Source organism: Williamsia muralis, assembly GCF_051487485.1.
Taxonomy (GTDB): Bacteria; Actinomycetota; Actinomycetes; order Mycobacteriales; family Mycobacteriaceae; genus Williamsia; species Williamsia muralis_B.
The window spans coordinates 121,360-133,968 of sequence record NZ_JAHVCV010000008.1 but is presented as its reverse complement, the minus strand read 5'-3'; the positions used below and the strand labels follow the sequence as shown (position 1 = coordinate 133,968).

Below are 12,609 nucleotides of genomic sequence, written 5' to 3'. Positions count from 1 at the left end.
CAAACGTCGGTCAGTGTTCGCGTTCTTCGAGGCGCAGTGGCCAGGCCTCGTCCGGGATGTCACGCAGGCGGCAGGGCTCGTCGCGCGCGGTGAACCAACCGCGGTAGTGGATGAGCTCACCGAGGACCGGGTTGCGCACCGACGCGTCCACCCGGAACCGGTTGTGCCGTTCGTCCCAGCCCTCGATGTACCTCATCCGCGCCGCGAGGAGACCGCGCATGCCCACCTTCGGGCCGGCGAGCAGCCGCATCGGGCCACTCTCGAAGACCAGAGAACCACGGTCGTCGGCGTGTGCCTCGAGCGGCCACAGCAGTTCCGGGCCGTCGCCGAAGTAGTCGACCAGTCCTTCTCGGCCGTCGACGAGCAGCGAGTTCAGCCCATGTGAGCCGGTTGTGTAGTCGAACGAACGAAGCACCGCGAGGCATTCGCGCCCGAGCTCGTCCTGATAGCAGTAGTTGTGCATCGTGAACGGGACGAGCCTGCTGGTCTTGGTGGGCATCGCGTTGCGTTTACGCATGTGGAACAACATCGCGGGCAGCATCGCCGAGCAGTAGACCGACTCGAGCATCCCACCGGCCACCTGCGACAGTTGCGAGGTGGAATCGATCCCATACCGCCATTGCATGTTGGGATGCAGGTTCTCGAATTCCCGACCGAGAACATTCTGGATGACCGAACTCACCTATACCGACCGTCCCCCGTACCAGACATGAGGTCTGAATGTACTACGAGCGGCCTGCCTAAAATGTTTGGTCGGACCCCGCGACCGAATACTGCCAGCAACACCCTGTAACAACCGACATCTGCGACAACCGAAGGAGCATCACGTGAGCGCTCAAGTCGAAGAGATGGAGTTCGCCACCGAGACGCGGCAACTCCTGGATCTGATGATCCACTCGATCTACTCGAACAAGGATTCATTTCTCCGCGAGCTGGTGTCCAACGCCAGCGATGCCCTCGACAAGCTGCGCCTGGAGTCGTACCGGAACAAGGATCTCGAGGTCGACACCTCCGACCTCCATATCGAGATCTCACTGGATCCCGACGCCCGGACATTCACCATCACCGACAACGGGATCGGCATGTCCCGCGACGAGGTCGTCGACCTCATCGGCACACTCGCGAAGTCGGGTACGGCCGATGTCCGTCGCAAGCTGAAAGAGGCAAAAGAGGCCGAGGCTGCGGGCTCGGGCGCCGCTGAGGAGCTCATCGGCCAGTTCGGCATCGGCTTCTACTCGACGTTCATGGTGGCCGACAAGGTCACCCTGCTGACCCGCAAGGCGGGCGAGACCTCCGCCACGCGGTGGGAATCGGCAGGCGCGGGCACGTACACGATCGAGGACGTCGCCGAGGCACCGCAGGGCACCTCGGTGACGCTGCACCTCAAGCCCGAGGACGCCGAGGACGATCTGCACGACTACACCTCGGTTCCCCAGATCCGTCAGCTGGTCAAGAAGTACTCCGACTTCATCTCGTGGCCCATCCGCATGGACGTGACCACCCCCGTACCGCCGAAGGCCCCCAGCGACGACGACGCGGATGACGCGGCCGCCGACGCCGACGAGCCGACCGAGACCACCACCACAGAGGTGCTCAACTCACAGAAGGCGCTGTGGACCCGACCCCGGTCGGAGGTGACCGACGAGGAGTACGCGGACTTCTACCGGCACATCAGCCACGCGTGGGACGAGCCTCTCGAGATCATCCCGATGAAGGCCGAGGGCACCTTCGAGTACCAGGCCCTGCTCTTCATCCCGTCCACGGCACCGTTCGACCTGTTCATGCGCGAACGCCACACCGGCGTCCAGCTCTACGTCAAGCGTGTGTTCATCATGGACGACTGCGAAGAGCTCATGCCCGAGTACCTGCGCTTCGTCAAGGGGCTCGTCGACGCACAAGACCTGTCTCTCAACGTCTCTCGCGAGATCCTGCAGCAGGACCGGCAGATCAAGGCCATCCGTCGGCGGTTGACCAAGAAGGTACTCTCGACGATCAAGGACATGCGGGCCAATGACCGCGAGAAGTACGACACCGTGTGGTCGCAGTTCGGCCGGGTCCTCAAAGAGGGCTTGCTCCAAGACGCAGACAACCGGGACGCGCTCCTCGCGATCTGTTCGTTCAGCTCCACCCATTCGGTCGACACCGCCACGACGCTGGCCGAGTACGTCGAACGAATGAAGGACGACCAGAGCCAGATCTTCTACGCCACAGGCGAATCACGCGAGCAGCTGGAGAACTCGCCGCATCTCGAGGCGTTCAAGAAGAAGGGCATCGAGGTGCTGCTGCTCACCGACCCGATCGACGAGATGTGGGTCGGTCAGATCTTCGATTTCGAAGGTAAGCCGTTGCAGTCGGTGGCCAAGGGTGAGGTCGACCTGTCCGACACAGCGGACAAGGAAGATGACGACAAAGACAACAAGCAATTCGACGAGTTGCTCACCTGGTTGACCGGCGTCCTCATCGACGACGTCAGTCAGGTGCGGTTGTCGAGCCGGCTCACCGATTCGGCAGCTTGCATCGTCGGTGAGGCGCAAAGCCTTTCGCCTGCCCTCGAACGGATGTACCGGGAATCGGGCTACCCGATGCCGGACAGCAAGCGCATCCTCGAACTCAACCCTGATCACGCCCTCACCAAGGGACTCCAGGAGGCCTTCGCGGCTCGCGGCGACGACGAGTCGCTTCGACAGACAGCCGAATTGCTCTATGGCGCAGCGTTGCTGGCCGAAGGTGGCACCCCGAAGCAGCCGGCTGCCTTCAGCAAGACGTTGGCCAACCTGCTCACCAAGACGGTGTCAGCCGCCGAATAGGCATCGATGATCCCGCCGAGCGTGCGGCTCCAGCACGCTCGGCGGGATCACCTCGAGTTCTACCCGACGGCCCAGATGTGCCGTCGTACAACCGAAATGGTAGTTCCGCCAGGTTAATGTCCCGCGAGATTGTAAGTCGTCTCGCGGTGAGGACGCCGGTATCGTCGACAGTGGCTCGACCACCGGATCAGGAGTTGCTCGGCCGATCTGTGAGCAGCCATCGACCTCAGGAGCATTTCATGGGCACTGCCGTTCCACTGTCCGTCCTGGACCTCCTGCCGCGTTCGAGCGGATCCGACAACACCACCGCGCTGCGGAACGCCATCGACCTGGCTCAGCAGGCCGAGAGATTCGGCTATGCCCGCTACTGGTTCGCCGAACACCACCTGAACCCCGGTGTCCTGGGGTCGTCACCCGCGGTCGAGATCGCGCTCGTCGCCGGATCCACATCGACGATCCGATTGGGCTCGGCCGGTGTGCAATTCGGACACCGTTCCCCACTGGCCACCGTGGAAGAGTTCGGGCTCATCGACGCCCTCCACCCCGGCCGACTCGATCTGGGGATCGGACGCTCGCCCTCGCGGCCGGCCCCCGCTTCCGGAACTGAGAACGAGAGTGCGGCCAAGGCTTATCTGGCCGGACGTGGCGGCGCCGAACACGACGAGGACAGCCACACACCGAACGGCTTGCTGCTGCCCAAGCAGTACGACGTGTCCGCCGGCTATTCGAAGAAGGCTCTTGGCCATGTGCTGAACCTGCTCCAGCAACCGGGCGCATACGCCCCCGACTACGACGAGCAGGTCTCGACCGTGCTCGCGTTGCTCGACGGCACCTACGTGAGCTCGGACGGGCTGCCCGCCCACGCATCTCCCGGCGAGGGTGCCGATGTGCAGGTGTGGATTCTCGGTGCGTCCGGCGGCTCGAGCGCCACGGTCGCCGGGACGAAAGGACTGCGATTTGTTGCCAGCTACCACCACAGCCCGAGCACGGTGATCGACGCTGTCGAGGCCTACCGTGCAGCGTTTCAACCGTCGGCTGGCGTACCCGAGCCGTATGTTGCCGTCTCTGTAGACGCTGTTGTCGCCGAAACGGACGATGAAGCAGTCGAACTCGCCGGCGGTTACGCACCGTGGGTTCGCAGCATTCGACGCGGCGAAGGTGCAATCGCTTACCCCACCCCCGCCGAGGCCGCGGCAATCGAATGGACCGAAGACGACCGCGTTCTCGTGCGGGACCGTGTGCTGACCCAATTCGTGGGATCTCCGGGCACTGTCGCGGACAAACTCGAACAACTCCGCGACGCCACCGGCGCCTCCGAGCTGTCGATCACCACCATCACGCACGATCACCCCGCGCGGGTGCGCTCCTACGAGCTGTTGTCCAAGGAGTGGTTCGGACGGTGATCGCTCGTGCCGTTCTCGTTGTCGCTGAGGGCATCTCGCGGGACCGCGCAGAAGCCGTCGACACAGACTCCGGCATCGACCTCACCGACGAGTTCGAAGGGCTGGGCCATGTGGTCAGGCATCGGCGGTCACGTCTTTCGCTTCGTCCCGTGCACGCTCGAGCACCGATGTGAACGTTTCGGGAGCCTGGGCACCGGACACGCCGTAGCGGCCGTCGATCACGAAGAACGGGACCCCGTTGATGCCGTATTCACGTGCCTGCGCGATGTCGGCGTCCACCGCTGAGACGTAATCGCCTGCCGCCAGGACATTCTCGATGGCGCCGCGGTCGAGACCCACGTCGGCACCCAGCTCGGCGAGTTCCTCGTCACGACCCAGGTGACGCCCCTCGCTGAAGTAGGCGGCGAACAGTCTCTCGGCCACCTCCAGCTGCTTGCCCTGCTGCTTGGCGTAGTGCAGCAGCTCGTGCGCCTTGCGGGTGTTGGTGTGCAGCAGTGCATCGAAGTTGTACCGCAGACCCACCTCATCCGCGATGGCGCTGACCTGGTCGAGCATCTGGCGCACCTGCCCGGCCGGCATCCCCTTGTGCTGCACGAGGAAGTCGATCTCCGAGCCGTCGAAGTCCACCGGGGTATCCGGGGCCAGCTCGAAGCTGTGGTAGGTCACCTCGACGTCGTCGCGGCCGGCGAAATCGGCGAGCCCGACCTCGAACTTGCGTTTGCCGATGTAACACCACGGGCACGCGATGTCGGACCAGATATCCACGGTGATCGAAGCCATGTGACGTCCAACAGCCTGGCGTTGATCGGCATTCCCAGCGTTGCGTAGATGGGCGTGTCAGGAGGGCACGACGCTGCTGGCCAGTCCCGCGCCGAGTGCGAAGGTGAAGATCTGCAGGATCAGGCCCACCACCGGAACCCAGAACGCCACTCGGCGCCGGACCATCAAGATGGACGCGGCGATGATCGACACCACCACCGCAGCCACACCTCCGCCATCTGCGACGACGTACGCCCACAGCAGATTGTCCGTGTCACACCGATCGGCGTAGCAACTGTCGGTGGCCATGACGAAGAACAGGCTTATGTACACGCTGCCCACGAGAACGAGGACTTGCAGAGCCAGCAAGAAGAGCGTCGCGATGAGGTCGGCGACCAGGCCCGGACTGCGGGGTGGAATCGCCGGAACCGGGGTGGGGCGCGGGTACGTCATGGCGGGAGGACCGTAGGTCATGACGATGAGAGTAGGACCGCGCACCGAGGCCACGGCAGCGTGAAACTACTCAAATCCGCGGTTTGGTTGTCATCTCCGGTGGCGTGATCAGAATTGACACGAACCGGGTTCTGTCATCGAGTGGCGACCGGCACGGGGAAGAGCGCACGCGGATTCTGCAGCAGAGCCGGCGGCATGACATCGCTGCGGGCGAGTACGCCCTCCCACTGCACCCGCCTGCGGTGCGGAACGAGAGTCGTTGCGCTGCGGGAGAATTGATACTCGCCCGTCAGCTTCCCGACGTGCAGATCCGGCGTGTCCGGAATCGGCACCGCAATCTCGTCGCCCACGGACAGGTCACCGACAAACGATGCCAGGACACGCAGATCCTTGCCCGGCCGGCGTCCCGGAGCCCGTTCCTTCAGCAGCGTGCGGAGATCACCGCCTGCCGCCGCGATGACGTCGATACCGGATTCGGTCCCGAAACCGACGATGCCGCGGCGCCTGAACTCTTCGTACTGCTCGGCAGATGACGGCCGCACCACCCAGACCGTGCGGTCCCCGGTGCGCAGCTGCGTCGGCACTTCTGGAGGGTCGGGCCAGAAGTACGGCATGTCGACATCCATCTCCCCGAATGCGGGGACATAGAACTCCGGATCCTTCCGAACCAATGCGGCGCGGTGACTGAGGTAGAGGCGTTCGTCGTCCCACCACGGGGGCATCAGGCCATCGGCCACCAGCTCCGATTGAGGGCGCCCGACCACCTCCGGCGCGAACTCGGCGATCTGCCCCGCGGTGGTGTCGGCCCGCCCGCCGGCGGTCCACACCTCGACAAAGGTCAGTCCGTAGCAAACCAGGGCCGGAGTGTGTCCACGCCACATCTGAACCGCCGGATGGCTCCCCCACCCGTAGTCGAAGAGTTCGAGCGCTCGCAGGATCTGAAGAGTTTCGACCCGCTGCTTCCCCAGCCGCGGCACGTCCAACACCGCGGCCGAGCGCGCGAAGTCCGGATACGGCAAGAAGGTCTGCATGGAGTTCGCATACCCCCTCGCGGCGATTTGATGCGGTCGGGTGGTGCGGGCGCTGGCGTGCCTGGTTGCACACAAGTCGCTGTCGGGGGGCCGGATGTGACGTCAGCGGGGTACTTGTGTGCGCTCAGGCCCACCGCGCGTCCTTGGTTGCACACAAGTCGCTGCCGGAGGGTCGGGTGCGACGACACAGGCAAGCGTGTGTGCACTGAGGCCCATCACGCGCCCTTGATTGCACACAAGTCGCCGTCGGGGGGCCGGATGTGACTTCAGCGGGGTACTTGTGTGCACTCAGCCCCGGTGGCACGTGCTTGGTTGCACGCAAGTCGGCGTCGGAGGGCCGGATGTGACTTCAGCGGGGTACTTGCGTGCACTCAGCCTCGCCTTTACCACTTTTCGCGACGACACGTCGCCGGCTATCCACAGGCTGTGGATAGCCAGATGCGCGGATTGCGTTTTGCCGCAACCATGCTCGGATGGGGGAAGTACGAACACGCGCGCAGCTATTGGCGGGAGGGATGACCAAACGTGAATTGTCGCGTCTGAATCGAATATTGCCTGAGGTGTACTCGACGTCCGACCCGGGATACGTCGAACTTTGTACGGCAGTCAGCTTGTGGAAGCCGACTGCCGTTCTCAGTCACACCACGGCTGCTTGGTTATGGGGATTGCTGGAGGACGAGCCGATGACTGTCGAAGCCACCGTTTCGCCGAGCGTCTCGGTCCGCGGGCCGAGCTGGGTGCGATTGCATCGGCGTACCGGTGTACACGCGGTGCGCCGCAAAGGGCTGCCAGTGGTGCCGATCGAGCACTGCCTCATCGACGTCGCCACCACGCTTGACCAGCCGGCTCTCGAGGCTCTGTTCGACGCGGCAATCGGAACGCGGGTGAACTGGCGGGCAGTCGCTCGCCTCTGCGAGCGTTCAACAGGACGTCACGGCATCGTCGCTGTTCGCGAGCAACTGCGCACGTGCTGCCCTCTCACCCGCTCGGAACCGGAGAGACTGGTGGCTCGCGCATTGAGTGCGCGCAACTTCCCACTCGAGATCAACGTCAAGGTCGGCCGATACTACGGCGACTTGGTGTGTCGTCGCGCAAGGGTCATCGTCGAAATCGACGGACGCGAATTCCACACAGACCCTGCGACATTCAACAACGACCGAAAGCGCCAGAACGAACTCGTCGACGATGACTGGCGAATCCTTCGCTACTCGGCCGCGACGGCGATCGCCAACCTCGACGAAGTCGTCGACGACATCATCCGCGTCGTGCGTAAACGTCGCCGAAGCAGGCGGGCCTGAGTGCACACAAGTACACCGCTGACGTCACATCCGGCCCTGCGACACCGACTTCTGTGCAACCAAGCCGCGCCACCGGGCCTGAGTGCACACAAGTACCCCGCTGACGTCACATCCGGCCCTCCAACACCGACTTCTGTGCAACCAGGCCCCACACAAACGAAACCGGCCCACTCCCGAAGGAGTGGGCCGGTTCAGTTGAACGGTAGAGCGAGAAGCGTGGACTAGAAGCCCATGCCGCCCATCTCGTCGCCGCCCGGCATGGCCGGTGCAGCGTTCTTCTCGGGCTTGTCGGCAACGACGGCCTCGGTGGTGAGGAACAGAGCCGCGATCGAGGCTGCGTTCTGCAGCGCCGAGCGGGTGACCTTCACCGGGTCGTTGATGCCACGGGCCAGCAGGTCCTCGTACACACCGGTTGCGGCGTTGAGGCCGGTTCCCAGCGGGCTGTTGCGGACCTTGTCGGCGACAACACCGGGCTCGAGGCCTGCGTTGATCGCGATCTGCTTGGCCGGAGCCTCCAGGGCGACGCGGACGATGTTGGCGCCAGTGGCCTCGTCGCCTTCCAGGGTGAGTGCGTCGATGGCGGGCTCGGACTGCAGCAGAGCCACGCCGCCACCGGCGACGATGCCCTCTTCAACAGCAGCCTTGGCGTTGCGCACGGCATCTTCGATGCGGTGCTTGCGCTCTTTGAGCTCGACCTCGGTGGCAGCACCGGCCTTGATCACAGCAACGCCGCCGGCCAGCTTGGCCAGACGTTCCTGCAGCTTCTCACGGTCGTAATCGGAGTCGCTGTTCTCGATCTCGGCGCGGATCTGCGACACACGACCGGCGATGGCGTCGGAGTCGCCCGAGCCCTCGACGATGGTGGTCTCGTCCTTGGTGACAACGACCTTGCGGGCGGTGCCGAGGAGTTCGACGCCGGCGCTCTCGAGCGACAGGCCGACCTCTTCGCTGATGACCTCGCCACCGGTGAGGATGGCGATGTCGGCCAGCATGGCCTTGCGACGGTCACCGAAGCCCGGAGCCTTGACGGCAACAGACTTGAAGGTGCCACGGATCTTGTTGACCACCAGGGTCGACAGGGCTTCGCCCTCGACGTCTTCGGCGATGATCAGCAGCGGCTTGCCGGCCTGGATGACCTTCTCCAGCAGCGGCAGCAGGTCCTTGACGGTCGACACCTTGCCGGAGACCAGCAGGATGTACGGATCCTCGAGAACGGCTTCCTGGCGATCTGCGTCGGTCACGAAGTAACCGGAGATGTAGCCCTTGTCGAAGCGCATGCCCTCGGTGAGCTCGAGGCTCAGGCCGAAAGTCTGTGCCTCTTCGACGGTGATGACGCCTTCTTTGCCGACCTTGTCCATGGCCTCGGCGATGAGCTCGCCGATGGCCGGGTCACCGGCGGAGATACCAGCGGTAGCAGCGATCTGCTCCTTGGTGTCGATCTCCTTGGCGGACTTCAGCAGCGACTCGGTGACAGCCTCGACGGCCTTCTCGATGCCGCGCTTGAGGCCCAGCGGGTTCGCGCCGGCAGCGACGTTGCGCAGACCTTCACGAACGAGTGCCTGTGCCAGGACGGTGGCGGTGGTGGTGCCGTCGCCTGCGACGTCGTCGGTCTTCTTGGCGACCTCTTTGACCAGCTCTGCGCCGATCTTCTCGTAGGGATCCTCGAGCTCGATCTCCTTGGCGATGGAGACGCCGTCGTTCGTGATGGTGGGGGCGCCCCACTTCTTTTCGAGCACGACGTTGCGACCCTTGGGTCCCAACGTCACCTTTACGGTGTCGGCGAGGGCATTGAGGCCCCGCTCGAGGCCGCGACGGGCCTCTTCGTCAAACGCGATGATCTTGGCCATTACGAAGTGATCCTCCGATAGGGGGTGACACTGAAGTTCGGTGGTTGGTTCCGGTGCCCGCGACGGACGATCGGTCGTGTCATTAGGACCGATCTCACCGTTCCAACCTGGCACTCACGGTTGTCGAGTGCCAGCCACCGTTTTAGCACTCTCAGGTGCCGAGTGCAAGGTGGGAGACGGAGCCGGAGGTGGAGCTCGACCGCTGAAACAGACGGAGCTCGACCCTTTGCAGACCCGGTCTTTACACCGTGTACAAGGTCTAGACGAAGACTCCACTGAGGAAGCCGAGAACAGCGGTTGTCGCTGCCCGTTGTCCCTGGCCCTGACCGGCGGCGGTGCCCCCGAAAGCGATGCCTCCGCTCCACTGCGCGGTGCCGGGGAACATCCCGAGTCGAATCAGGTGGCCTGCATCTTCGAGCCGTAAATGCTGGTCCAAGGGATGGTTGCGGGCGGCGAGCAATTCATCGGCCATTCGCTCGGACGGCCACAGATGGTCATCGGTCCCAGAAATGCAGAGCAGGGGCACATCGATGACCTCGCTCCGTAACCGGGCGGGCGAGGTGGTGATCGGTCCGAGTTCGTCGAGACCTGCGGTGTACGCGTCGTGCAGCTTCAGCAGACTCGGGCGGCCGTGTGCGATGTCGCGATGAACGCGCCACGCATTGCGGATCAGCTGAGGCATCAGGGCACCGGTCGGAAGAGGCGCCCACGGGACGGCTTGTCCGCCTGATGTCCAGGTGGGGGTGTCGGGTATCTCGCCATCGGGTCCGATGGCCTGCCACGACACCGAGCTCGGGCTGATCAACACGAGGCCATTCACCGGCAGCTGCGTCACCGTCGCCGCGGCGAGCAGTCCTTCGGCACCCCTCGAGATGCCCATCGCGGTGATCCGCGCGCGGTCGATCCCGGGCAGCGACGTCAACGTGGCGACCGCGTCGGCGAATCGCTCGAGAGGGATCTGGGCCAGCGGCGCCTCGGCGTGTGCCGTCGACTCGTCGACCCAGGAGTAGGCGAGCGCTGCGAAGCCGTTTGAGGCGAGCGTCGCGATGGTCGCGCGCTGCGAGTCGACCCCGCCTTCGGAGCCGCCGAAGCAGGCGACCGCGGGCCAGCCCGCGTCGGGCGCAATGCCACCGGGAGTCGCCAGGAGCGCCGCTCGTCCGCCGATCTGTAGCTCGCGAACGTCGACGCCGACCTCGGACGGGAATCTCGACACCGTCCGCCGGGCCGACCTTCCGGCGGAGGTCGCCTCGATGGTCACGTGCCACGGACCAACCGGAGGAACGAACAGGTCCGGCGCCGTGGAGTCGGAGAGGTCGGGACGCATCGCCCACAGTGGTGCATCCGGATCCGCGACCGACCAGTCCCCCTCGACCGGGACATCCCGGGCGACATCAACTGTGCCGTCGGCCGATGCCGTGAAGGTTGCCTGTGCGCGCCAGCGGCGACCGAACAGGTCTGTCCCACTGACGTCGATGTCCACGCTTGAGCCGGGTTCGGCACCGGTGAGCTGGACGCCGAAACTCTCGTCATGCCGCGATGAGCTCGGCGCGGTGATCGTCAGACCGTCCGTGGTGTCGGGCGCGGGCGATGGCTGATCGACGATCGTCTCTGCACCCGCGTCCCGGGCGGACACCTCCACCGAGCGGGTCTCGAACCAGTTCGGGAACACCGACGACACCACCCCGGCGATGCCGAGCAACGTGAAGGGCGCCACCCAGTAACAAATGATCGAGAGTGCGTCGCCGTCGTCCTTGATGGTCGCGTCGCCGTCGACGAGCGGCGGGATGATCGAGAGCAGGGTCATCGCGCCGAAGGCAGCCACCCACATCCACGTCATGGCATTGGTGATGTAGCGAAATCCGTCGGTGGTGGCGGTTTTCGCATCCACCGAGTCCTCGGCGTACTCACGGACGAACGGCCGTCCGAGCAGGACACCGCCGAGTGCGATGAGGAACAGGCCGAGATTCGACAGCGGCTGCAGCCAGCGCTCCAGGACGTCGTCGTCGAGGGTGAGGGCGGCGATCACCAGGAGCACGAAGACGACGATCGTGCCGACCTCGAGGGAGCGGAAGGGCTCGCCACGCCAGCGTTGGAAGACCTGACCCGCGATGGTCAGCGCGAAGGCGACAAGCACCGCCGTCAGGAAACCGGCGTTACCCACCAGAACCCAGAACAGAATCCAGGGCGCGAACCCGATCACAAATCCCACGTTGCTTCCCTACCTGTTCGGTTGCCGCTCCCACCGCAGCGATCGGGCGGGTCGGACTCGCCGCTGCCTCGCGGTCACCGAAGGGACCCGCCGCCACAGTGCCCCGGAAAAATAAACACTAAGCCAATGAGGCGCCCTGAGCACGGTTTTCAGCGCGCAGGCGGTACGCACGTCTCAGGCTTCGCCCATCGCGAGCACGTCCTCGACCAATCGATCGGCGTAGGTGCGGTCGGCCGGGAGTCCGAAGACCACGTGGTGGTAGAGCGGAGCGACGATGTGGTCGAGGGCCCGTCGCGCCGACGGCACGTTCTCCCCGCGGCTTCGTGCGCGTTCGATCATCGACTGCAGTTGGGCGTCACGGGTGTCCCAGCAGGGGCATGTGCCGATCTCCTTGCGGGCGCCGACCATCGCTCGCAGGTAGGTGGTCCGCTCGGGCCGGGTGATGTCGTCGACGATCACCGTCGCCCAGGCACGCAGGTCCCCGGCGATGCTGCCGGTGTCCGGGAGCGGTTCGTTCTTGGTCAGCGCCGCGACGGCTACCTCTTCGAGCAACGCGTCCATCACACCCCACCGCCGGTAGATGCTCGTGGGGTTCACCCCGGCGCGTTCGGCGACCTGGGGAATCGTCATGGTCTCGCGGTATCCCTCGCTCACGAGTTCGCCGACGGCGGTGTAGACAGCGGACTGCACGCGAGCACTCCGACCACCGGGTCGGCGTGGGGCTGTTGATCGTGCGGGTGCGCTCATGCGACCATTATTGCAAATCGAATGGCTTTAATCCGCCAGATGGTGCTACCGTCTC

10 protein-coding genes are annotated in these 12,609 nt (G+C 64.7%); 3 read left to right on the top strand and 7 right to left on the bottom strand.

Annotated features, from left to right (window positions below; translation table 11 throughout):
* Nucleotides 1–10: 10 nt before the first annotated feature.
* Nucleotides 11–682 (bottom strand): DUF4166 domain-containing protein, encoded by a 672-nt coding sequence (locus KXR83_RS21035; RefSeq protein WP_437426495.1) that lies wholly within the window; start codon nucleotides 680–682, stop codon nucleotides 11–13.
* Between the two features lie 145 nt (nucleotides 683–827).
* Between KXR83_RS21035 and htpG the strand changes: the two genes are divergently transcribed.
* Nucleotides 828–2,807, top strand: a complete 1,980-nt coding sequence (gene htpG, locus KXR83_RS21030; protein WP_437426494.1) for a molecular chaperone HtpG — start codon at nucleotides 828–830, stop codon at nucleotides 2,805–2,807.
* A gap of 239 nt (nucleotides 2,808–3,046) precedes the next feature.
* Nucleotides 3,047–4,210 (top strand): LLM class flavin-dependent oxidoreductase, encoded by a 1,164-nt coding sequence (locus KXR83_RS21025; protein WP_437426493.1) that lies wholly within the window; start codon nucleotides 3,047–3,049, stop codon nucleotides 4,208–4,210.
* 114 nt (nucleotides 4,211–4,324) lie between these two features.
* Here the strand turns inward: KXR83_RS21025 and KXR83_RS21020 are convergent, their stop codons facing one another.
* The 3 genes from KXR83_RS21020 to KXR83_RS21010 form a co-directional block, all read right to left on the bottom strand.
* Nucleotides 4,325–4,990 carry a DsbA family oxidoreductase gene (locus tag KXR83_RS21020; RefSeq protein WP_437426492.1) on the bottom strand — a complete coding sequence of 222 codons (666 nt, stop codon included), beginning with the start codon at nucleotides 4,988–4,990 and terminating at the stop codon, nucleotides 4,325–4,327.
* 57 nt (nucleotides 4,991–5,047) lie between these two features.
* Nucleotides 5,048–5,443 carry a hypothetical protein gene (locus tag KXR83_RS21015; protein WP_437426491.1) on the bottom strand — a complete coding sequence of 132 codons (396 nt, stop codon included), beginning with the start codon at nucleotides 5,441–5,443 and terminating at the stop codon, nucleotides 5,048–5,050.
* A 113-nt stretch (nucleotides 5,444–5,556) separates the two neighbouring features.
* Complete coding sequence (locus KXR83_RS21010) at nucleotides 5,557–6,453, bottom strand: MSMEG_6728 family protein (protein WP_437426490.1); 897 nt, start codon at nucleotides 6,451–6,453, stop codon at nucleotides 5,557–5,559.
* Between the two features lie 683 nt (nucleotides 6,454–7,136).
* Between KXR83_RS21010 and KXR83_RS21005 the strand changes: the two genes are divergently transcribed.
* Nucleotides 7,137–7,751 carry an endonuclease domain-containing protein gene (locus KXR83_RS21005; protein ID WP_437426489.1) on the top strand — a complete coding sequence of 205 codons (615 nt, stop codon included), beginning with the start codon at nucleotides 7,137–7,139 and terminating at the stop codon, nucleotides 7,749–7,751.
* Nucleotides 7,752–7,972: 221 nt separating this feature from the next.
* Here the strand turns inward: KXR83_RS21005 and groL are convergent, their stop codons facing one another.
* From groL to KXR83_RS20990, 3 genes are all read right to left on the bottom strand, one after another.
* The gene (gene groL, locus KXR83_RS21000; RefSeq protein WP_062795225.1) at nucleotides 7,973–9,598 is read right to left on the bottom strand and encodes a chaperonin GroEL; all 1,626 of its coding nucleotides are present in this window, start codon (nucleotides 9,596–9,598) and stop codon (nucleotides 7,973–7,975) included.
* Nucleotides 9,599–9,857: 259 nt separating this feature from the next.
* Nucleotides 9,858–11,807: an acyl-CoA thioesterase/BAAT N-terminal domain-containing protein gene (locus tag KXR83_RS20995; protein WP_437426488.1), complete on the bottom strand. Its 1,950-nt coding sequence runs from the start codon at nucleotides 11,805–11,807 to the stop codon at nucleotides 9,858–9,860.
* 174 nt (nucleotides 11,808–11,981) lie between these two features.
* Nucleotides 11,982–12,554 (bottom strand): TetR/AcrR family transcriptional regulator, encoded by a 573-nt coding sequence (locus KXR83_RS20990; protein ID WP_437426487.1) that lies wholly within the window; start codon nucleotides 12,552–12,554, stop codon nucleotides 11,982–11,984.
* Nucleotides 12,555–12,609 lie beyond the last annotated feature (55 nt).

Bases quoted from the DNA above. Each gene is read 5' to 3' on its own strand.
- KXR83_RS21010 (WP_437426490.1), bottom strand. From the start codon at position 6,453: ATGCAGACCTTCTTGCCGTATCCGGACTTCGCGCGCTCGGCCGCGGTG.
- KXR83_RS21020 (WP_437426492.1), bottom strand. From the start codon at position 4,990: ATGGCTTCGATCACCGTGGATATCTGGTCCGACATCGCGTGCCCGTGG.
- KXR83_RS21015 (WP_437426491.1), bottom strand. From the start codon at position 5,443: ATGACCTACGGTCCTCCCGCCATGACGTACCCGCGCCCCACCCCGGTT.
- KXR83_RS21025 (WP_437426493.1), top strand. From the start codon at position 3,047: ATGGGCACTGCCGTTCCACTGTCCGTCCTGGACCTCCTGCCGCGTTCG.
- groL (WP_062795225.1), bottom strand. From the start codon at position 9,598: ATGGCCAAGATCATCGCGTTTGACGAAGAGGCCCGTCGCGGCCTCGAG.
- KXR83_RS21005 (WP_437426489.1), top strand. From the start codon at position 7,137: ATGACTGTCGAAGCCACCGTTTCGCCGAGCGTCTCGGTCCGCGGGCCG.
- KXR83_RS20990 (WP_437426487.1), bottom strand. From the start codon at position 12,554: ATGAGCGCACCCGCACGATCAACAGCCCCACGCCGACCCGGTGGTCGG.